The sequence below is a fragment of the Methylobacterium sp. EM32 genome (assembly GCF_040593685.1).
Taxonomy (GTDB): domain Bacteria; phylum Pseudomonadota; class Alphaproteobacteria; order Rhizobiales; family Beijerinckiaceae; genus Methylobacterium.
On sequence record NZ_JBEXZS010000023.1, the window covers coordinates 1 to 18035 of the forward strand.

28 protein-coding genes and 1 tRNA gene are annotated in these 18035 nt (G+C 69.9%); 20 read left to right on the forward strand and 9 right to left on the reverse strand.

What is annotated here, in order from left to right:
* Window positions 1-95: 95 nt before the first annotated feature.
* A complete protein-coding gene (locus tag ABZT49_RS03680; protein ID WP_355283173.1) occupies window positions 96-464 on the reverse strand; it encodes a DUF6883 domain-containing protein in 369 nt (122 codons plus the stop codon).
* Complete coding sequence (locus ABZT49_RS03685) at window positions 461-748, reverse strand: DUF4926 domain-containing protein (RefSeq protein ID WP_355283177.1); 288 nt, start codon at window positions 746-748, stop codon at window positions 461-463. Before ABZT49_RS03685 ends, ABZT49_RS03680 begins: the two co-directional genes overlap by 4 nt.
* A 324-nt stretch (window positions 749-1072) precedes the next feature.
* Between ABZT49_RS03685 and argC the strand changes: the two genes are divergently transcribed.
* The gene (argC, locus tag ABZT49_RS03690) at window positions 1073-2050 is read left to right on the forward strand and encodes an N-acetyl-gamma-glutamyl-phosphate reductase (RefSeq protein WP_355283180.1); all 978 of its coding nucleotides are present in this window, start codon (window positions 1073-1075) and stop codon (window positions 2048-2050) included.
* Between the two features lie 223 nt (window positions 2051-2273).
* Window positions 2274-3731, forward strand: coding sequence for an adenylate/guanylate cyclase domain-containing protein (locus tag ABZT49_RS03695; RefSeq protein ID WP_355283183.1), 1458 nt, complete (start codon window positions 2274-2276; stop codon window positions 3729-3731).
* 14 nt (window positions 3732-3745) lie between these two features.
* Here the strand turns inward: ABZT49_RS03695 and ABZT49_RS03700 are convergent, their stop codons facing one another.
* On the reverse strand, window positions 3746-4123 hold the full coding sequence (locus ABZT49_RS03700) for a VOC family protein (protein ID WP_355283186.1): 378 nt from the start codon (window positions 4121-4123) through the stop codon (window positions 3746-3748).
* Window positions 4124-4297: 174 nt separating this feature from the next.
* Here ABZT49_RS03700 and ABZT49_RS03705 point away from each other — a divergent pair.
* Window positions 4298-4387, forward strand: a tRNA-Ser gene (locus ABZT49_RS03705).
* Window positions 4388-4500: 113 nt separating this feature from the next.
* Window positions 4501-5811, forward strand: coding sequence for a tyrosine-type recombinase/integrase (locus ABZT49_RS03710; protein ID WP_355283189.1), 1311 nt, complete (start codon window positions 4501-4503; stop codon window positions 5809-5811).
* Between the two features lie 45 nt (window positions 5812-5856).
* On the opposite strand, the gene ABZT49_RS03715 is transcribed toward ABZT49_RS03710, so the two are convergent.
* The 5 genes from ABZT49_RS03715 to ABZT49_RS03735 are packed head-to-tail and all read right to left on the reverse strand — an operon-like array spanning window position 5857 to window position 7216.
* Window positions 5857-6084: a hypothetical protein gene (locus ABZT49_RS03715; RefSeq protein ID WP_355283192.1), complete on the reverse strand. Its 228-nt coding sequence runs from the start codon at window positions 6082-6084 to the stop codon at window positions 5857-5859.
* Complete coding sequence (locus ABZT49_RS03720; RefSeq protein ID WP_355283194.1) at window positions 6081-6224, reverse strand: hypothetical protein; 144 nt, start codon at window positions 6222-6224, stop codon at window positions 6081-6083. Before ABZT49_RS03720 ends, ABZT49_RS03715 begins: the two co-directional genes overlap by 4 nt.
* A 52-nt stretch (window positions 6225-6276) precedes the next feature.
* Window positions 6277-6681, reverse strand: coding sequence for a hypothetical protein (locus tag ABZT49_RS03725; protein WP_355283197.1), 405 nt, complete (start codon window positions 6679-6681; stop codon window positions 6277-6279).
* Complete coding sequence (locus ABZT49_RS03730) at window positions 6678-6974, reverse strand: hypothetical protein (protein WP_355283200.1); 297 nt, start codon at window positions 6972-6974, stop codon at window positions 6678-6680. Before ABZT49_RS03730 ends, ABZT49_RS03725 begins: the two co-directional genes overlap by 4 nt.
* Window positions 6974-7216 (reverse strand): hypothetical protein, encoded by a 243-nt coding sequence (locus tag ABZT49_RS03735; RefSeq protein WP_355283203.1) that lies wholly within the window; start codon window positions 7214-7216, stop codon window positions 6974-6976. The genes ABZT49_RS03730 and ABZT49_RS03735 overlap by 1 nt, the downstream gene beginning before the upstream one ends.
* Before the next feature lie 177 nt (window positions 7217-7393).
* On the opposite strand from ABZT49_RS03735, the gene ABZT49_RS03740 reads away from it, so the two are divergent.
* The gene (locus tag ABZT49_RS03740) at window positions 7394-7660 is read left to right on the forward strand and encodes a hypothetical protein (RefSeq protein WP_355283206.1); all 267 of its coding nucleotides are present in this window, start codon (window positions 7394-7396) and stop codon (window positions 7658-7660) included.
* A gap of 227 nt (window positions 7661-7887) precedes the next feature.
* Window positions 7888-9138 carry a pentapeptide repeat-containing protein gene (locus ABZT49_RS03745; protein WP_355283209.1) on the forward strand — a complete coding sequence of 417 codons (1251 nt, stop codon included), beginning with the start codon at window positions 7888-7890 and terminating at the stop codon, window positions 9136-9138.
* Between the two features lie 28 nt (window positions 9139-9166).
* On the opposite strand, the gene ABZT49_RS03750 is transcribed toward ABZT49_RS03745, so the two are convergent.
* Window positions 9167-9844, reverse strand: coding sequence for a helix-turn-helix domain-containing protein (locus tag ABZT49_RS03750; RefSeq protein WP_355283212.1), 678 nt, complete (start codon window positions 9842-9844; stop codon window positions 9167-9169).
* A gap of 76 nt (window positions 9845-9920) precedes the next feature.
* On the opposite strand from ABZT49_RS03750, the gene ABZT49_RS03755 reads away from it, so the two are divergent.
* The 14 genes from ABZT49_RS03755 to ABZT49_RS03820 all read left to right on the forward strand — a co-directional run bounded on the left by ABZT49_RS03755 (window position 9921) and on the right by ABZT49_RS03820 (window position 18033).
* The gene (locus tag ABZT49_RS03755) at window positions 9921-10184 is read left to right on the forward strand and encodes a YdaS family helix-turn-helix protein (protein WP_355283216.1); all 264 of its coding nucleotides are present in this window, start codon (window positions 9921-9923) and stop codon (window positions 10182-10184) included.
* Window positions 10181-10351 (forward strand): hypothetical protein, encoded by a 171-nt coding sequence (locus tag ABZT49_RS03760; protein ID WP_355283219.1) that lies wholly within the window; start codon window positions 10181-10183, stop codon window positions 10349-10351. Before ABZT49_RS03755 ends, ABZT49_RS03760 begins: the two co-directional genes overlap by 4 nt.
* A gap of 228 nt (window positions 10352-10579) precedes the next feature.
* Window positions 10580-11104 (forward strand): hypothetical protein, encoded by a 525-nt coding sequence (locus ABZT49_RS03765; RefSeq protein ID WP_355283222.1) that lies wholly within the window; start codon window positions 10580-10582, stop codon window positions 11102-11104.
* The gene (locus ABZT49_RS03770; protein WP_355283225.1) at window positions 11101-11520 is read left to right on the forward strand and encodes a hypothetical protein; all 420 of its coding nucleotides are present in this window, start codon (window positions 11101-11103) and stop codon (window positions 11518-11520) included. The genes ABZT49_RS03765 and ABZT49_RS03770 overlap by 4 nt, the downstream gene beginning before the upstream one ends.
* Window positions 11517-12101, forward strand: a complete 585-nt coding sequence (locus ABZT49_RS03775; RefSeq protein WP_355283228.1) for a hypothetical protein — start codon at window positions 11517-11519, stop codon at window positions 12099-12101. The genes ABZT49_RS03770 and ABZT49_RS03775 overlap by 4 nt, the downstream gene beginning before the upstream one ends.
* Before the next feature lie 87 nt (window positions 12102-12188).
* Window positions 12189-12977: an ATP-binding protein gene (locus tag ABZT49_RS03780; protein WP_355283230.1), complete on the forward strand. Its 789-nt coding sequence runs from the start codon at window positions 12189-12191 to the stop codon at window positions 12975-12977.
* A gap of 39 nt (window positions 12978-13016) precedes the next feature.
* Complete coding sequence (locus tag ABZT49_RS03785) at window positions 13017-13550, forward strand: DUF669 domain-containing protein (RefSeq protein WP_355283232.1); 534 nt, start codon at window positions 13017-13019, stop codon at window positions 13548-13550.
* An 82-nt stretch (window positions 13551-13632) separates the two neighbouring features.
* Window positions 13633-13827 (forward strand): hypothetical protein, encoded by a 195-nt coding sequence (locus ABZT49_RS03790; protein WP_355283234.1) that lies wholly within the window; start codon window positions 13633-13635, stop codon window positions 13825-13827.
* Window positions 13820-14782: an oxidoreductase gene (locus tag ABZT49_RS03795; RefSeq protein ID WP_355283237.1), complete on the forward strand. Its 963-nt coding sequence runs from the start codon at window positions 13820-13822 to the stop codon at window positions 14780-14782. Before ABZT49_RS03790 ends, ABZT49_RS03795 begins: the two co-directional genes overlap by 8 nt.
* Window positions 14779-15069 carry a hypothetical protein gene (locus ABZT49_RS03800; protein ID WP_355283239.1) on the forward strand — a complete coding sequence of 97 codons (291 nt, stop codon included), beginning with the start codon at window positions 14779-14781 and terminating at the stop codon, window positions 15067-15069. The genes ABZT49_RS03795 and ABZT49_RS03800 overlap by 4 nt, the downstream gene beginning before the upstream one ends.
* Before the next feature lie 5 nt (window positions 15070-15074).
* Window positions 15075-15335, forward strand: coding sequence for a hypothetical protein (locus tag ABZT49_RS03805; RefSeq protein WP_355283241.1), 261 nt, complete (start codon window positions 15075-15077; stop codon window positions 15333-15335).
* The gene (locus ABZT49_RS03810; RefSeq protein WP_355283244.1) at window positions 15332-17326 is read left to right on the forward strand and encodes a DEAD/DEAH box helicase family protein; all 1995 of its coding nucleotides are present in this window, start codon (window positions 15332-15334) and stop codon (window positions 17324-17326) included. Before ABZT49_RS03805 ends, ABZT49_RS03810 begins: the two co-directional genes overlap by 4 nt.
* Before the next feature lie 12 nt (window positions 17327-17338).
* Entirely contained in the window at window positions 17339-17668 is a 330-nt protein-coding gene (locus ABZT49_RS03815; protein ID WP_355283246.1) for a hypothetical protein, read from the forward strand.
* The gene (locus tag ABZT49_RS03820) at window positions 17665-18033 is read left to right on the forward strand and encodes a DUF6511 domain-containing protein (protein ID WP_355283248.1); all 369 of its coding nucleotides are present in this window, start codon (window positions 17665-17667) and stop codon (window positions 18031-18033) included. The genes ABZT49_RS03815 and ABZT49_RS03820 overlap by 4 nt, the downstream gene beginning before the upstream one ends.
* The last annotated feature ends 2 nt before the right edge of the window (window positions 18034-18035 follow it).

Here is an 18035-nt window from a genome sequence, read left to right on the forward strand (position 1 = left end):
GCCGGGGGAGGGGCGGGTTGTCGCGGCGGGGTAGTGCGGGGAGGCGAGAGCGAGCCGCCGAGGGTTGCTGCGACATTCCGTTCGGCATGATGTCCCTATACTGACCGCACCGCTTGGCGCGTCACCGGACGGATCGTGACGAACTTAGCCGTCCCGCCATCCCCATCGTTATCGATCTGCCAGACGCTTCGGATGTAAGGATTGCGGCCATCCGGACTAAGGAGAGGCCCTTCGAAATAGTGCTTGATCCCGTGTGGAGCCTCGAAGGCTGCCGTCCATCGTGTCGGCGACGGGTGCCGGCCGAGGGCGTCCATCAGATCGAGGGGCCGATCAGGCGAGAAGCCGAACCGCATGAGAAGGGCGGCCTTCGCTGCCCCATCGTCGCTGTTCAGATTGAGGAGGTAGCCCGCGACCTTCGCTTCCGAGATCGTGAAGGCGGACGGATAGGGATAGGCGGTGGTCAACCCCCGGCGCGCTCCACCACGCTCAGGAGGGCAGCCTCCACCGTGGCGAGCGCGTCCACCGGCTGGGTGAACTCGACCTCGAAGGCCGCACCTCCCGCCCAGATCGCAACCACCGTCCCGACCGAACCCGCAGGCACCGGCACTGCGTCGTCCCCGAGAACGTCCGCCAGCACCACGACACGGTCGAGCTCTTCGATCCGACGCGGTTCGCTGCGATCCCTCCGATCCCGGGCGACGGGACGCGGGGACGTCTCGGTGACGAATGTGAGGAGACGGCTGGCCATGTCCGAAAGCTACGTCATGCAGCGCATTCCGCAAGTCCTGCCGACATTCCGCTTGACGACGAAGGCCGGCGGGAACACCATCGCCGCGCCATGATCAGGAACCCGACCCGCTGTGCCCGACGCCGACGCCGCTGCCTTCCAGCGGTGGCCCGTCCGGCTGCGCGTCAATCGGTGTCCCTCCGTGGGGTGACGGCCGCTTAAGCGGCCCCGCCCACCGGAGCGGCGATCGAGCCGCGTTCCTGAACACAGCCCCCGCAGCCCCCGGCTCCGGGGGTTTTTCTTTGCCCGCATCCCAAGTTGCCCAATTCCCGAGAGAACACACCCATGAGCATTCGCGTCGGCATCGTCGGCATCAGCGGTTTCGGCGGCGGCGAGGCGTTGCGCCTGATCGCCGGCCATCCGGAGTTCGAACTCGTCTACGCCGCGGGCGAGGGCAGCGCCGGGAGCCGCCTGGCCGACCGCTTCCCCGGCGTGCCGGCGCGCCTCGCCGACCTCGTGATCGAGAAGTGGGACCCCGCAAGCCTGCCGCCGCTCGACGTGCTGTTCGCCTCGCTGCCTACCGGTACCTCCGCCGAGGCGCTGGCGCGCGTACCGGGATCCGTGAGGATCGTCGATATCGGCGGCGACCACCGCTACGTCGAGGGCTGGGCCTACGGCCTGGCCGACATCTGGCCCGACCGGATCACGGGACGGACCCGCGTCGCCAATCCCGGCTGCTTTCCCGCCGCGACGCTGACCGCGCTGGCGCCGCTGCTGGCCGACGGGCTGATCGCGCCCGACCCCATCGTGGTCGATGCCAAGACCGGCATTTCCGGGGCCGGCCGGGGCGGCGGCGACAACCGGTTCGGCTACGCCGAGACCAACGAGAACCTGACCCCCTACGGCCTGCTCAGGCACACCCACATGCCCGAGATCGCCACGACGATCGAGCGGATGAGCGGCGGTAGCGCGGCCGGGCTGGTCTTCACGCCGCACCTCGTGCCGATGACCCGCGGCATCCTCGTGACGATCTATGGCCGCGGCCGCGCCACCACCGAGCAGTGCCTGGACGCGGCCCGGCGCTTCTACGCGGGCCGGGCCTTCGTCCGCGTGACCGACAGGCCGCCCCAGACCAAGTGGGCGACCGGCTCGAACCTCGCCTTCGTCAGCTACGCCGCCGACCCGGGGCGCGACCTGGTGATCGCGATGGGCGTCGTCGACAATCTCGGCAAGGGGGCGGCCGGCCAGGCGGTGCAGAACGCCAACCTGATCTGCGGCCTCGCGGAGACCGCCGGGCTCGAGGGCGCCCCCGTCTGGCCGTGACGGTGACGGCGAGCTTCGGCCTCGCTTCCTGCGCCGCCGAGGCGGCCGGGCGGAACCGGGTCGAGGCGGCCGGGACGTGCGCTGCGGATCCCGGCTCCGCTGCGTCGGCCTGATCGCCGCCGTGCGGGACCGCACGTGCTCACGGCCTGTTCAACCCCGGGGGGCTTCGCTCCGGCGCCGCGCGCGCTACCATGAGGGGATCGGGAGGCCTGCGACCGGATCCGTGACAGAGCACGTTGCGACGGCCCGGCCGCGGGCCTTCACCAGAGACCGCCTCACCAGGGCCCTGCCGCTCGCCCGCGCGCTGACCTTCCGGGCGGGGCTCAGGGTCGCGCGCCTGCGCCACTGGCTCGCCGGCCGGCTGCCGCCCCGGGTCCGCGGGCGGCTGGCCGGGAACGTGCGGGCCGCCGAGCTCGCCGGGCTCGCCTTCGCGTTCCGGGCCCGGGCCGTCGCCATCGTGGTCGTGTCGCTGTGGCTCCTGATTCTGGTGCCCTGGCCGCGCGACCTCTACTACCTCGCCGTCGCCGGCCTGTTCTTCCTCCTCGGCTACGTGCCCTACCGCCTGCGGCACCACGCCCGGGCGGGGACGATCAAGCTCGCCTTCACGGTGCTCGACATCGCGCTCATGACCGCGGCGATCATCGTGCCGCCGCCGGCCGGGCTCGGGGTCGACTGGCCGATCCAGACCCGGCTGCGCACCCCGGAATTCCTCTACCTGCTGCTGCTCCTCGGCGAGGCGGCGCTGACCTACTGGCCGGTGGCGGTGCTCTGGACCGGGACCTGGATCGCCGCGATCTGGTCGCTCGGCGTCTGGCTGGTCTACAGCCGCCCCGACACGGTGCGCTTCTCCAACGTCGTGCACGACGGGCGCCTGAGCGCGGAGGCCTCCCTGAAGGTCTTCCTCGACCCGGCCTATGTCGGCCTGACCCCGCTCTGGACGCAAGGGATCGTCACCGGCCTGTTCACGCTGCTGCTGGCCATCGCGGTGTGGCGGAGCCGGGGCACGATGCTGGCGCAGGTGCGCGCCGAGGTGGTGCGGGCCGACCTCGCCCGCTACGTCTCGCCCGACGTCGCGGACGCCCTGGCGGCCCGGGCCCATGCGGGCTTCGGCGCGCCGCAGACCCGGGTGGTGGCCGTGCTGTTCGCCGACGTCGTCGGCTTCACCGGCATGAGCGAGGGGATGGCGCCGGAGCGCGCCTTCGCGCTCCTGCGCGGCTTTCGCGAACGCAGCTGCAAGGTGGTGTTCCGCCACGCCGGCACCCTCGACAAGTTCCTCGGCGACGGCTTCATGGCCACCTTCGGCGGCCTCGATGGGCGCGGCGACGGCGCCGCCCGGGCGATGGCCTGCGCGGTCGCCCTCCAGGACGAGATCGACGCCTGGAACGCCAAGCGCGAGGCCCGCGGCGCGGCCCCGGTGCGGGTCGCGGTCGGGGTGCATTGCGGCCCGGTGGTGATCGGCAATATCGGCGCCGACCAACGGGTCGAGTTCACGGTGATCGGCGACGTCGTCAACGTCGCGAGCCGCCTGCAGGCCGCCACCCGCGAGGTCGGCGGCCGCATCCTCGCCTCCGATTGCTGCCTCTCGGCTGCCGGGCCGGAGGTGGCGGGCCGCTTCACCCGCACGCTGCCCCTGACCCTGCGCGGCCGCCTCCAGCCGATCGTCGTGCACGTGGCGGAGTGAGGCCGCGGACGGGCCTATCCGCGCTGCAGGATCTCGATGCGCACGCCGTCCGGTCCCTCGAAGAAGGCGATCCGCAATCCCGGCTTCACGTGGGTGATTCCTGAGACCAGCGGGATGCCGCGGGCGGCGAGATCCGCCACCGTCGCCTCAATGTCCTCGACGCGCAGCCCGATATGCTCGATGCCGCGATGCGGCGGCACAGCGCCGGGCCCAGTGCCCTCCGGCGCCTGCTCGATGAACATCCTCATTCCGCCAAGATCGAGGATGATCCGGCTCGGGCTCTCCCCGCCCTCGCGCCCGGTCTCCCGCGCCTCCAGCACCTCGACGTAGAACCGCGCCGCCGCCACCGCGTCCCGGCTGCGCAGATGGAGATGGTCGTACACGTAGGCCATGCGGGTCTCCCTCGGGGCGCTCCGTCACGCGCCTCGTCCCGGCGCGCACGGTACGTCGCCCAGGCGCCGCGCGATAGGCGTTCTTCCACCCCTCGCCCTCCTTGGGACCCCGGTTGACGCATCGCCGCCGCCCGCCCTACAGAAAGGGCATCCGGGGCTCAGGCGCCCGGAGCCGGAAGGGTGGCCGAGTGGTTTAAGGCAGCGGTCTTGAAAACCGCCGTGGGGGCAACTCCACCGTGGGTTCGAATCCCACCCCTTCCGCCAAGTCATTTTTCTATTTTATCAGCAAAATCAGATACTTAGCTTCATCGCTTGACGGATGCCCTAGCGGCAGGGCACGATTTCGTCCAACGCAACGTCCAACATCGCTGCCGCCGATGCCCGAGTTTCTGACGCGACGCCAGGGCTTCTGGCACTTCGTCCGGCGCGTCCCGGAGACGTTCGCCGCCCTCGACAAGCGAGGCATCGTCAAGCGCTCGACCCACATCCGGATCGCGGACGACCCGCGGGGCCTGCGTGCCGCGCGTGCGGCGGCGCAGATGAACGGCGAGCTGGAGGCCTACTGGCAGGGCCTCGCCGGGGGCCAGAGCGCGGAGGCTAAGGCGCGCTACGAGGCCGCGCGCAAGCGCGCGCGGCAGCTCGGCTTCAGCTACATGCCGGCCGCGGAGGTGGCAGCGCAACCGCTCGCCGAGATCCTGGCACGAATCGAGGCCCTGTCCGCGCGCAACGCGGCCGACGACCCGGCGACCCGTGCGGCGGTGCTCGGCAAGGAGCCGGTGCCGGCCGTGATGCTGTCGCAGCTGTTCGAGCAGTACGAGACCCTGACGAAGTCCTCGCGCCAGGACCTCTCGCCCGACCAGTTGCGCAAGTGGGGCAACCCGAAGAAGCGGGCGCTCGCCAACCTGCTCAAGGTGGTCGGCGACAAGCCCGTGACGGAGCTCACCCGCAACGACGCCCTCGACTTCCGCGCCTGGTGGCAGGAGCGCGTGCTCGTCGAGGGCATCGAGATCGGGACGGCCAACAAGGACGTCGGCCACATCAACCGCATGCTCCGGCAGATCGAGCGCAGCCACCGGCTCGGCATGGGTCCGGTCTTCGCCGAGCTGCGGCTGGAGGGCGAGACGCAGGGCCAGCGCGTCGCCTTCACGGCCGAATGGGTGCAGACCCGCATCCTGGCGGACGGCGCCCTGGACGCGCTCAACCCCGAGGCCCGGCGCATCCTCTACATCATGGCCGAGACGGGGATGCGGCTGTCGGAGATCTGCAACCTGACGGCAGAGACGATCCGGCTGGACCACGCGGTGCCGCACGTCGTGGTGCGGGCGGACGGCCGGCGGATGAAGACGGAGCAGTCGGCCCGGGAGCTGCCGCTGGTCGGGGTGGCGTTGACGGCCGCGCAGGCGCAGCCGGAGGGCTTCCCGCGCTACAGGGACAAAGCGGCTTCGCTTTCGGCGATCACCAACAAGGCGATGCGTTCAGCGGGATTGCTGTCGCTGCCCGGGCAGTCGGCCTACTCGTTCCGGCACTGCTTCGAGGACCGGCTGACGGCCGTGGAGGCGCCAGAGAAGCTGATCGCCGCGATGATGGGCCACAAGTACCAGAGGCCGCGCTACGGCTCGGGGCCGAGCTTGTCGCAAAAGCGCGAGTGGCTTCAGCGGATCGCGTTCAAGCCGCCAGTGCGGGTGTAGACATAGATGCACGGCCGATCTGCACGATAGCAGAATCGCCCGGGTTCAAGCCCGGATCCAGCCGGCACCATAATCCTTCAGCACACGTTCGGCCCTCTGCCGTGGCGTTCCGATCCGGCGCGCCTCGATCAGCTCGGCCTCCAGTCGCTCCAGGATCGGCAGATAGACCTCGGTCCCGTCCTGGACCACGATGGACGCGAGCCGCACCAGCGCCTGCTCGATGCGCTCGGGCGTGACCGGCTCGGGCGAGGGGAGGCGCGCGGCGGGCCTCATTGCCGCTCCCGGCGCGGCAGGGCGGCGCGCGGGCTCGACGGCTCGGAGGCGTCGCGGTCCGCGTCGGTCTCGTCCGGGTCCTCGCTCAGGGCGAGGGGCAGGCGGATGCCATGCCGGGTGAAAGGGCCGGCCTCGCTCACGGGACCGTCTCGGCGAGTGGGTCGGCGGCACTATCGGCCCTTGGCGCAGCCATCAGCATGCCGCCCGCACCGGCTGCTCCTCGCCGCCGACGATCAGACGGCCCTCGGCGGAGAAGGCGTAGGTGACTCCCGCGACGCTCGGCAGCGTGACGGTCTCGATGCGCCGCGCGGCGGGCTTGACGGTGGCCGGCGGCTCGCCGAGCAGACGCCCGATCAGGGCGGCATCGCCCGCAACGGTGAGGCGCGAGGCGGTCTCGCCCGGCAGGCGCCGGCGCGTGATCGTGACGCCGGTCTCGGCGAGCGTCAGCCGAAGCGCCCGCACCGTCTTCTTGAGCGCCTTGGGCGAGCGCTCCAGGGCGGCGGCGAGGCTGGCGTAGCTGTGGGGTTCGCCGGAGCGCGCGAGCGCGCGCAGGACGTGGCGCAGGGCCGGGGTGAGGCACGGGACTACCGGGCTCATCGCGCGCGCCCTTGGGCGAGGGTCCGCGCGTTCCATCGGGCGATGTCGGCGCGCGCATCTCCGTTCCGGGCAGCCTCGGCCCGGACGCGCTCGCATGCCGCGTCGACCGCCGCGTGGCCGACCGGGCCACGCGCGGCCCGCGCCTCGGCCAAGCGGCGTTCACGCTCGATGGCGCGCCGCTTGTACCGGTCCGAGAACCATTCCAGGGACGGCCGTCGCGAGGGCCGGCCGGCGGCCTTGGCGGCCTCGTACTGGGCGTAGGCGCCCGCGCTCGCGGAATCGATGCCGGCCATCACGCGGCCCCGCGGATCAGCAAGCCCGCCAGCGTCCCGAAGAGGAGACCGAGGGCGGTGGCGAGAATGAGGACGACGGCGTGGGCGATGCCCTCGCGGAGACTGAGGCGGCGGGCCGGCGCGCCTGAGGAGGGCGTGGTGGGCGCGTCCTCGTCGGCGGGCTGCGGAAACTCGGCGAGGCGTGCCCGCAGGGCGGGCAGCCAGCTTGGGCCGTCCAGGTGGAGGTTGGGGGGATTCGGCATGGGGCCATCCGCAAGGGGACGGCGATAACCTAAAAATCAGGTTGTTGGTTGTCAATAACCGCGGGATCGAGCGGCGATCCGGTTGTTGTCCCACAGCCATCTCCCCGCCCGCTCACTTGACGCTACGTGAACAAATGGGGAACATCTCCACCACGGGTTCAGCACGGGGAGCAGCCGGTGGTGACGGTGCATGGCGGACGCCATACCTATTACGTGGTGCAGTCGTTCTCTCTGGCCGACGGGGGCTACGTCATGGACGAGCCGATCGAGGCGCGGTCCGAGGAGGCCGCCCTCGCGGTCGCCCGCCGGCTGGCCGGGGCCAAGGCCGTGACCCTCGCGTTCTCGCGCGCCGGCGATCCCGAGACCGGCGAATTCGACGACGCGGTGCTGATCTTCAGCGACGGGGAACTGCCCGAGGAGCTTGTTGGGGCACTCTGCGCTTAGGGTCGAGGCTTAGCAGGTTTAACGGCTCAAACGGCCTCTCGCAGCCCATATCGGGCCGCCAGGGGACTCTTCATGGGTACCGCGATGCCGTTGTTGAGCACCTCACCTCGGGCGCACAATACAAGCACTTGAGTACCCAACGAATCTGTGAGATATTTCAACAGACCTGCGATGATAGCAGAATCATGACGAAAATAGCAAATGCATCCTGAAAGGTGCTACTGGCTATGGCGGTTCGTGAGCATCTACAGCAGCTGCACAAAGGGATTTCAAACTGGAATCGATGGAGGTGTGCAAATCCAAACATAAAGCCTGATCTTAGTGGAGCAAATCTTCGAGGTATCAGGCTATGTGGTGGCGATAGAGATGCTGGCCATTACAGCGCGCTGGAAGATACAACGGGCTCTTTCATTGACAGATTCAGGGATGGAGCGGACCTACGAGGGGTGAATTTTCGTGGCGCAAACTTGATAGATGCCAATTTCATTTACTGCGATCTCTCGGGCGCAGATCTGAGCGAAACAGTTATGTCTCGCGCTCTACTTGGATGGTGCATATTCAACGAAAGCAATCTATATTGGGCCTGTCTTGACGAAGCTAGGGCACATCACGCAATATTTAAAAATAGCAACTTGGATCGTGTGAATTTCGGGTGTGCAGACTTAGCATCTGCTATAATAGATGGATGTTCGGCAGTAGATATCACATTATTTGACTGTGAATTGTCCAATACAGAATTTCGTAGTACTAATTTGATCGACTCTGATTTGATACAATCTCGCTTGATCGGCACGCGCTTTGTAGGAGGCAAACTATCCGGTTGCAGTATCTACGGCGTATCCGTGTGGGATGTATCGGTTGATAATACGGCTATATCTGATTTGAATATCAGTCCGAGAGGCTTGCCGCGTATCTCCGTTGATGATTTAGACGTCGCTCAGTTTTTGTACCTGATGCTCGACAACAAAAGATTGCGAAACATCGTTGAAACTATGACCAGCAAAATCGTATTGATTATCGGCCGATTCACAGTCGAAAGGAAGGCTGTGCTGGATATGCTGCGCGACGCGCTGCGAAAACAGGGATTTGTGTCAATTTTATTTGACTTCGACAAACCAGCAAGCCGTGATATCACAGAGGTCGTTAGCTTGATTGCGCACATGTCGTGCTTTGTCCTTGCAGATATAACAGATCCTAAAAGTATACCGCAAGAACTGCAAAGGATCGTTCCTTCACTGCCATCAGTTCCTGTGCAGCCCTTAATACTTTTAAATAATGAAATTTACAGTATGTTTGTAGATTTTGGGGGAAGCCTGACAATGCTGCCGCCCATTGTTTATAAGAATGACAAGCATCTCATTTCGTTGATCGATGAGTCTATCCTACCAGCAGTAAATAAGAAATTGACCGAGATAAGAGATCGACGGAACGAATTTGAACGAGCCATAAGCCGCGCGACGCAATATAAGGACGATTGAAAAATAATCAGTCAATTGATTTCTGGACCTACTTCCGGAAATCCTTCGAAACGATCCGGTGGCAGGTCGGCCACTCGTCGCGGGAGAGTTCGAAGGTCCGCGCCGGGTTGAATTGCTGGACCCGCCATGCCTCCGCGTTGGAACCGACGAGGCGCTTGACCATCGCCCGCGGCTCGTCTCCCGCTCCAGAGTAGAACACGCAGGGCGTCGCGGACAGGCCGGGCAGGCGCGGGTTGACCATCAGGGTGTCGCCGGGCTCGAACTCCGGCGACATCGATTCGCCGACGAGGTAGATCGCGTAGCCGTCCTTGACGCCCTGCAGGGCGGGCGGGCGCTTCACCGTGCCGATCGGGTCGCGCTCGATGAGGAGCGAGCCTTCCCCGCCCTCTGCCGAGGCGAAGAGCGGCACGTCGCCGACGAGCCCCGCCGCAGCCGCCCAGTAGGCGGGATCCCGCGCGAAGTCCGGGACCGGCATCGGCGCCTGCCGCGGGGCCAGCGCCGGCCGGCCGTCCTGCGCGCCTTCGGGGAAGAGCGCCGGATCGAGGCCGAGCACCTCGATGAGCCGGGCGAGGTGCGCCGTGCTCTCGACCTGCTTGAGCTCGATCTTGGCGATCGTCGCCTGGGAGGTGCCGACCTCCTTCGCCAGCCGGGCCTGGCTGAGCTTCTTGGCGAGCCGCCCCTCGCGGATGATGTCCTGCCACTCCATGGGGCGGTAGTCTAAAACCTCGGTTGTGGCCGCGCGCGCATATTCTGGTTGTTGACAACCAACAACCAAGGCGGTTATGTCCAAGGTCATGACCGTGCGATCCCTCATTCAGGCCGCGATCACGCTGGCCGGCTCGGAAGCGAAGCTGGGCGACGCCTGCGGCGTCTCCCAGAGCGCGATCTGGAAAGCGAAGAAGGCCGGGCGGGTGTCCGGCGAGCTGGCCGTCCGGATCGACCGGGCGACCGACGGCGCGATCCCGAAGCACCGGCTGCGGCCGGACCTCTGGGAGCCGCCGACCCGCGGCGCGGCCGAATCCCACGGGCACGGGGTGGCCGCATGACGCCCCGTCCCGTCACGGCGCCGTCGCGTCCGGTCCTCCGGGCCGTCCTGCGCGACCGGCGCCTCGCCGCCATCCTCCTCTGCCTGCTCGCCTGGGGCATCGGCACGGCCAGCTGCTGGTCGAAGCGCGCCTCGCAGCCGCCGCATCCGAGATCGGAGGCCGGCTGAGGCCGGCGCTCCAGCCGTGTTCCGGGTCCCGGCCTCCGAACGGCGCCGGTCCCGGATCGCGCCCGGCCGGTCCCTTCCGCCCCCATCCGTCCGGCCGGGCGCACCCTCGTTCACACCGGAGGCAGCCATGAGGACGACCCGTCGCAAGATCCGCTACCGCCTGCGTGCCGACGGCCGCTGCGAGGTGTGCCTGGCCGACGGGTGGGTCACGCTCCTGCGGGTGGCGCGATGAGCGCCGGCGGCCTGTCCTCGCTCGCTGCCCGGCTCCACGCGGCGGCAGCCCATGCCGGCGTGGTCGCGCGCGGCACCGAGATCCTGGCGGCCCGGATGCAGGTCGGCCTGCCGGCGGGTACGCCGTGCGTGGGCCTCGACGAGGCGGTGCAGCACCATGCCGAGCAGGCCCAGGTCCTGGCCGACGCCCACGCCTTCGTCCTCCGCTGCGCGGCCCAGCCGGCCCTGCTCGAAGCCCTCGCCGCTCTCGAGCGCGGCGAGGCGGTGACACTGGACGCTGCCGGACGACGGCCTGCCAGGGCCGCCGCCGGCGCTCCGTCCCACGCGACCGTCCAGCCGTCCAAGCCCTGGTCGCGTGTCCTCGATTCCGTGCGTCCGGGACACCGCAAGTCCTCCGGCCCTGCTGCTCATGCCTCTGCGCTCTCCCCGGCGAGTGCAGAGGACCACAGGAGCGGCCCAAGGTGTCGGGATTCTCACCCAAGCTCTCGGGAGACCATCCCGAGCGTCACGAGGGTAGCATGACTGCTCAGGCAGAGGCGCGCCAGCTCGTCGAGCTGATCGCCGGGCCGGTCCGGCTCGGCGAGAACGTGAAGGCCGCGCTCGCGCGGGTCGCACGGCTCACGGGCCTCGGCGACCGCCGCGTGCGTGGTATCTGGAACGGCGAGGCCCGTCGCATCGAGGCCGAGGAGATGGACCGGCTGCGCCGGGCGGCCCTCGATGCCAGCACTCTAGAGGATGTCGATCGTGCGTACCGTGCCCACCTTGCCCGGCTCCGGGCCTGCCGGGAGATCCTCGGACACGGGGCCCTCGGGCAGGCGGCCTCCCGGCAAGCGGCCTTTCGCCTTCCGGCCGCGGACGCTGCTGGCCGGGTGGATCATGCGGAGCTCGGGCTGGCTGGCGCTCAAGATCGCCCCGTGGATCGGGGAGGGCGCCGATGACGCCGGAGGTCCGTCTCCTCGGGATTGATCCCGGCCTCACCGGCGCCCTCGCGCTCCTCGGCCTCGCGCCCGGCGGCCCGTCGCTCACTGTTGCGGACATGCCGGAGGTCCACAAGACCATCGACGCGGCGGCGCTCGCGGAGCTGATCCGCGGCTGGCCGCGCCCGGACTTCATCGTGCTCGAGGAGGTCGGCCCGCAGCCGCGCGACGGCGTGCGGCAGGCCTTCAGCTTCGGGCAGTCCTACGCCACGGCGCGCACCGTCGCGCTGATGCTGGAGATCCCGCTCCACCTCGTGCGGCCGCAGGCCTGGAAGGCTCACTTCCGCCTGCGCGGCGGCCCCGAGGGCAAAGAGGCCGGGCGCGCCCTGGCTTTGCGCCGCTTCCCGGCGAGCGCGAAGTTGTTCGCGCGCAAGAAGGACCACAACCGGGCGGAGGCGGCCCTGCTGGCGCTCTATGGCGCCGAGCGGCTCCTGCCCGCGGGCTCGCTTCCCGATCCGGACCGGGTCGGGGGCGTGGCGACGGCCGGGGGCGTGGCGGCCCCCGGCCAACCCCTCCCTCCACCGGAGCGGCCGCTGGCCTGAGCCGACGCTCGGCCCAAGGCCCGCTGACGCGCCTCCGCTCCTGCCGCCCCGGATCCACCAGAAGCAGGCGCAGACGAAAGGACCCTCATGTCGATCTCGCTCAAGAGCCTGCGCAAGCGCACCAACGAGAGCGCCGCGCGCATCCTGATCTACGGCCCGGAGGGCATCGGGAAGACGTCGCTGGCGGCGGAGTTCCCGGAGGCCGTGTTCATCCAGGTCGAGGACGGCACGCCGTCGGGCGTCACCATCGATTCGTTCGGCGTGCTCACCACGTTCGAGCAGGTGATGGAGGCGATCGGCTCGCTCTACCAGGAGGAGCACTCCTTCCGCACCGTCGTGGTCGACGGGCTGGACCGCCTTGAGCCGCTGGTCTGGGCCCGGGTCTGCGAGCTGCACCAGTGGCGCTCGATCGAGGCGCCCGGCTACGGCAAGGGCTACAAGGAGGCGGACTACCTCTGGCGCGATTGCCTCGACGGCCTGAACGCGCTGCGCACGCAGCTCGGCATGACGGTCGTGCTGCTCGCCCACTCGGCGATCGACCGCTTCGACGATCCCCAGACCGCCAGCTACTCGCGCTACGACCTGCGCCTGCACCAGCGGGCCAGCGCCATCGTCAAGGACGAGGCCGACGCCATCCTGCTGGTGAAGCAGGACGCCTCGATCAAGAGCGAGGACCAGGGCTTCGGGAAGAAGCGCGCCCAGGCCGACGGCGGCGGGCAGCGCTGGATCTACACCGAGGGCCGGCCCGCCTTCGTGGCGAAGAACCGCTTCGGCATGCCCGAGAAGCTCATGTTCCAGCCCGGCCGAGGGTTCGCCGAGCTGGCGAAGTACCTGCCGGATGCGGCCCGCCAGGCGCCGGCCGCCGACGCGGCCTGATCCCCCACCCGATCCCCACCAGCGAAGGAGACATGCAGGATGGCCAATCTCGGCGAGAGCATCGACGTCGACACCATCGAGATCGACAACAGTTACGAGCCGCTGCCGGCCGGCGAGTACATGGTCCAGGTTACCGACAGCGACGTGGTCGAGACCAAGGCCGGCAACGGGCTGATCCTGAAGCTCACCTTCGAGGTGATGGACGGGCCGAGCGCCGGCCGCAAGGTCTGGCTGAACCTCAACTACAAGAACCCCAACGCCACCGCACAGCGCATCGCGCACGAGCAGATCAAACAGATCTGCGACGCGGTCGGCTTCGCCGGGCACCTCACCGACAGCGAGGTACTGCACTACAAGCCGCTGCGCACGCGCCTGACCGTCAAGCAGGATCCCGAATACGGCCCGCGCAACGAGATGAAGAAGTTCTCGCCCCTGGCAGGCGGCGCCCCGCCCGCCGGGAAGGCCCAGCCGCAGGGCGAGGCCTCGACGGCGCGCCAGGCGCAGAGCGGCGGCACGGCGGCATCGTCGCGCTCTGGCGCCGGCGGGCGGCCCTGGGGCAACCGCGCGGCCTGAGGAAGCCGGAGCGGCCGGCGCTCGGAAGGGACGCCAGGAGCCGGCCGCTCCACCCCGCACCCTGAGGATACGGAGACGCACGATGCGATTCGCGCGCAGGGCGGAGCTATGCCCGCAGCCGTTCGGACTTCAACCCTGCCGCGCTTGCGGCTCGACCGCGGCAGTCATCGAGCTGCGCCCCGGCGCGGTGCGCCTGCGGCGCCTGTGCTGCCAGGGCGATCCTGTCGCCCTGCCGCAGGCCGGCAACGGCGACGCGGAGATCCGCCGCCATGGCTGAGCTCCCGCCGATCGAGGCGCCGACGGTCTCGGCCGTCTACGCCGCGCTCCAGCGCAACCGCCGCGACGCGGATCGCCTCTACCTCGGGATGTCGCAGTTCGGCACCGAATGCGACCGCGCGCTCTGGTACGGCTGGCGCAAGGTCCACGATCCGGAGCCGCTCGACGGCCGGCGCATCCGCCTCTTCGAGACCGGCCACCTCGAGGAGACCCGGCTCATCGGGGACCTGAGGGCCGCGGGCATGACGGTCGCCGACGTCGATCCCCGGACGGGGCGGCAGCTCGGCGTGTGGTCGCTCGGCGGCCACCTGCGCGGCCACCTCGACGGCCAGGTCGAGGGCGTGCCGAACGCGCCGAAGACCACGCACGTCCTCGAATGCAAGACGCACAACGACAGGAGCTTCAAAGCCCTTCTGAAGGACGGCGTCGCCCAATCGAAGCCAGGCCATGTCTCGCAGATGCAGTTCTACATGCATTTCACGGGGCTGACGCGCGCGCTCTACGTCGCCGTGAACAAGAACGACGACCAGCTCTACGCGGAGCGGGTGCGCTACGACGCGACCGCCGCGCTGCAGCTGGTCGCCCGGGCGGAGCGCATCATCCGGGCGGACCAGCCCCCGGCGAAGCTTCATGACGACCCGGTGGCGAAGGCCGCCTTCGCCTGCGGCTGGTGCCCGGCCCGGGCGGTCTGCCACGATGGCGCCTGGGCGCGGACGAACTGCCGGACCTGCCTGCACGCGACGCCGGTGGTGGACGAGAGCGATGCCGGCCGCTGGCACTGCGCCCGCCACGACATCAATCTGACGCCAGACGAGCAGCGCCGCGGCTGCGACCGGCACCGTTACGTGCCCGGGCTCGTGCCCGGCGAGCAGGTCGACGTCGACGAGGCGCGCGAGACGGTCACCTACCGCCTCGCCGACGGCAGCGCGTGGGTCGACGGCGCGAGGCCGTCATGACGACCGCACGCACGCCGCGCCCGTTCGAGAAGCTTCCGGCGCGGGTGCGCCGGATCGTCGAACGCTGCCGGGCCGGGCAGACCCTCTGCCTCGCCCACCGCGTCCGGGAGATCGGGCCGCCCCTGTGCTGGTTCGAGCCGTCGGGCCGGCCGACGCGCCACCGCTCTGCCCTCGACGCCATCGCCTCGGGCCACCTCGTCCCGAGCACCGACGGCCTGTTCGGCGAGGACACCGCCCAGACCTGGCAGCCGGGCGCCTCCGGGCCGTCCGCCCCGGCCGCGGGGTAGCGGCCATGTCGCGCTTCCGCGCCCTGCCGATCTTCCGGCCCGGCATCGTCGGCATCTTCACCATGGGCTCGGATGCCGTGCTCCTCACGAAGGTCATGAGGAATTTTCCGGACACCCGGGACGCGCGGGTCGCGCTGGGCGACCCGTTCAACCGCGCCCGCCGCGAGCGGGCGCTGCGGATCCTCGAGGCGCTGCCCGCGCGCCGGCAGGCCCGGATCCTCGCCGAGTACGACCGCAAGCGCCGCGACGGAGACGACGACGCATGACGCCCGGATCCGACACGCTCTTCGAGCGCCGGCCGGCCGCGGCGGCCCTGCGCTGCCGCGCCTACCAGAGGGAGACGGTGCAGGCACTGCTCGACTACTGGCGGGCCGGCGGCGGCAACCCGCTCGTCGACCTCGCCACCGGCACCGGCAAGTCGGTCTGCATCGCCCAAGTCATCGACCTCGTCCTGACCGAATGGCCCGACATGCGGGTGCTGGTGCTGGTCCACGTCAAGGAGCTGGTGGCGCAGAACGTCAAGGCGCTGCTGCGCCTGCGGCCCAACGCGCCGATCGGCATCAACGCGGCCGGCCTCGGCCGGCGCGACCGGCACGCGCAGGTGCTGTTCGCCTCGATCCAGAGCGTCTTCCGCGAGGACGGCTACTCGCTCGGCAAGCGCGACCTGGTGCTCATCGACGAGGCGCATCTCGTGCCGAAGTCGGGCGACGGCATGTACCGCACCCTCGTCGAGAAGCTGCGCGAGCGGGTGCCGGACCTGCGCGTCGCCGGCTTCACCGCCACGCCCTACCGGCTCGACAGCGGGCGCCTTGACCAGGGCGAAGACCGGCTGTTCGACCGCATCGTCTACACCTACGGCATCGGCGACGCGGTGCGCGACGGCTGGCTGGCGCCGCTCGTCAGCAAGGCGACCCTCACCGGCTTCGACCTCTCGGGCGTCGCCCGGCGCGGCGGCGAGTTCGTGGAGGGCCAGTTGCAGGCGGCTGTCGACAAGGTCGACGTCACCGCGGCGGCCTGCGACGAGATCGTGGCCCTCGGCCGGGACCGGCAATCCTGGCTCGCCTTCTGCGCCGGCGTCGAGCACGCGCTGAACGTGCGCAACGCGCTGCGCGCCCGCGGCATCGCCGCCGAGACGGTGACCGGCGAGACCCCGGCGGGAGAGCGCGACCGGCTGGTGGCTCAGTTCCGGGAGGGCCGCATCCGCTGCCTGACCAACGCCATGGTGCTCACCACCGGCTTCGACGCGCCGGGCGTCGACCTCATCGCCATGCTGCGGCCGACCCTCTCCACCGGCCTCTACGTCCAGATCCTGGGGCGCGGCACAAGGCCGGTCTACCCGGACGGCTTCGATCCCAACGCGGCGAGCCCGGAGGAGCGGCGGGCGGCGATCGCCGAGAGCGTCAAGGCCAACTGCCTCGTGCTGGACTTCGCGCAGAACGTCCTGCGGCACGGGCCCGTGGACGCGCTGACCCCGCCGGCGAGAACCGGGCCGGCGCGGGCGGCGCCCGAGATGGCCGTGAGGCCGGAGACGGTCCGGGCGAAGGCCTGCCCGCACTGCAGCACCCTCGTCGGCCTCGACGAGTACGCCTGCACCGCCCCCGGCTGCGGCTTCGAGTGGGAGCGGCCGGTGCCGAAGCACGATCCGGTGGCGGATGCCGAGCGGCCGGTGATGCAGGGCGCGCCGCCCCCGCCGCCCGACCCGTGGGTGCCTGTGACCGGCATGACTGCCGCCCGGCACGTCAAGCGGTTCGAGCCGGAGGCGCCGCCGACGCTGCGGGTGGAGTATGCCTGCGGCTTCGTGAGCCACGCCGAGTGGGTGTGCTTCGAGCACCAGGGCGTCGCCCGGGCCAAGGCCGAGAAGTGGTGGCGCGACATGCGCGGCCGCCAGCCGGCCCCGGCGAGCGTGGACGAGGCGCTGGCGCGCCTGGAGGACCGCGAGCTCGCCCGGCCGAGCCACATCGTGGTGAAGCAGGAGGGCCAGTTCAGCCGGATCGCCAGCCGCCGCTTCGCACCGGACGAACTCGCCCGGGTGCGCGCCTACGAGCCCAGCGCCGTGACCGAGCGCGAGAGCGCGGCGTGGTGGCGTGTCCTCGGCGTCGGCCGCGACGCCGGCGAGGACGAGGTGCGGGCGGCCTTCCGGCGGCTCGCCCGCGAGCATCACCCCGACCACGGCGGCTCGCATGCCGCGATGACCAACATCAACCGCGCCTATGTCGAGGGCTTGCGCGCCGCGAGCCTCTCCGACGTGCCGTTCTGAGGAGGCGAGCGCATGAGCATCCAGGGTTTGGCCTACGTGCTGGTAGTGACCGACGGCATGTCCTTGCGCACGATCCACCCGGCCGCCCTCGGCGAGGGCGACGCGCGCGCGGTCGAGGACGTCGTCCGCCGGCATGTCCTCGAACCGGCGCCCGGGCCCATAATGTCGGAGCCGCGCCAGGAAATGCCGGGCGACCGGATCCGGCGCGCCGCCCTCGTCGAGGTGGCCCGGGCCAGCGGCTTCACCGGCGATCTCTGCGACCGCTGCGGCAACATGCAGATGAAACGCTCGGGCGCCTGCCTGACCTGCCAGGCCTGCGGCGCCACGACGGGGTGCGCGTGACCGCCGTGGCGCGGGTGAAGGGCGACCGCGAGCCGGTGATCTGCGGCGTGTGCCGGCGGCGGGCGACCACCGGCTTCGGCTGGGCCGGGCGCCAGGGCCACCCGGTGCTGTGGCTGTGCGACAGCCCGGACTGCGGGCAAGCCGCGAGGAGCGTGTACGAGATGCCGACGATCGAGCTGGACCGGTACGAGCAGCGCGCGCGCGACGCCGCCGGCGAGCGGGCAGGGGCCTATCTCGACGGGATCGGCAAGACCGACCTCGCGGCCCTGACGCCCGAGGAGTGGAAGACCTTCCTGCATCAGGTCCTGGTCGGCTTCGAGGACGAGCTGCGCCGCATGCTCCTCGCCCGCGCCGCGCCGTTCTGAGG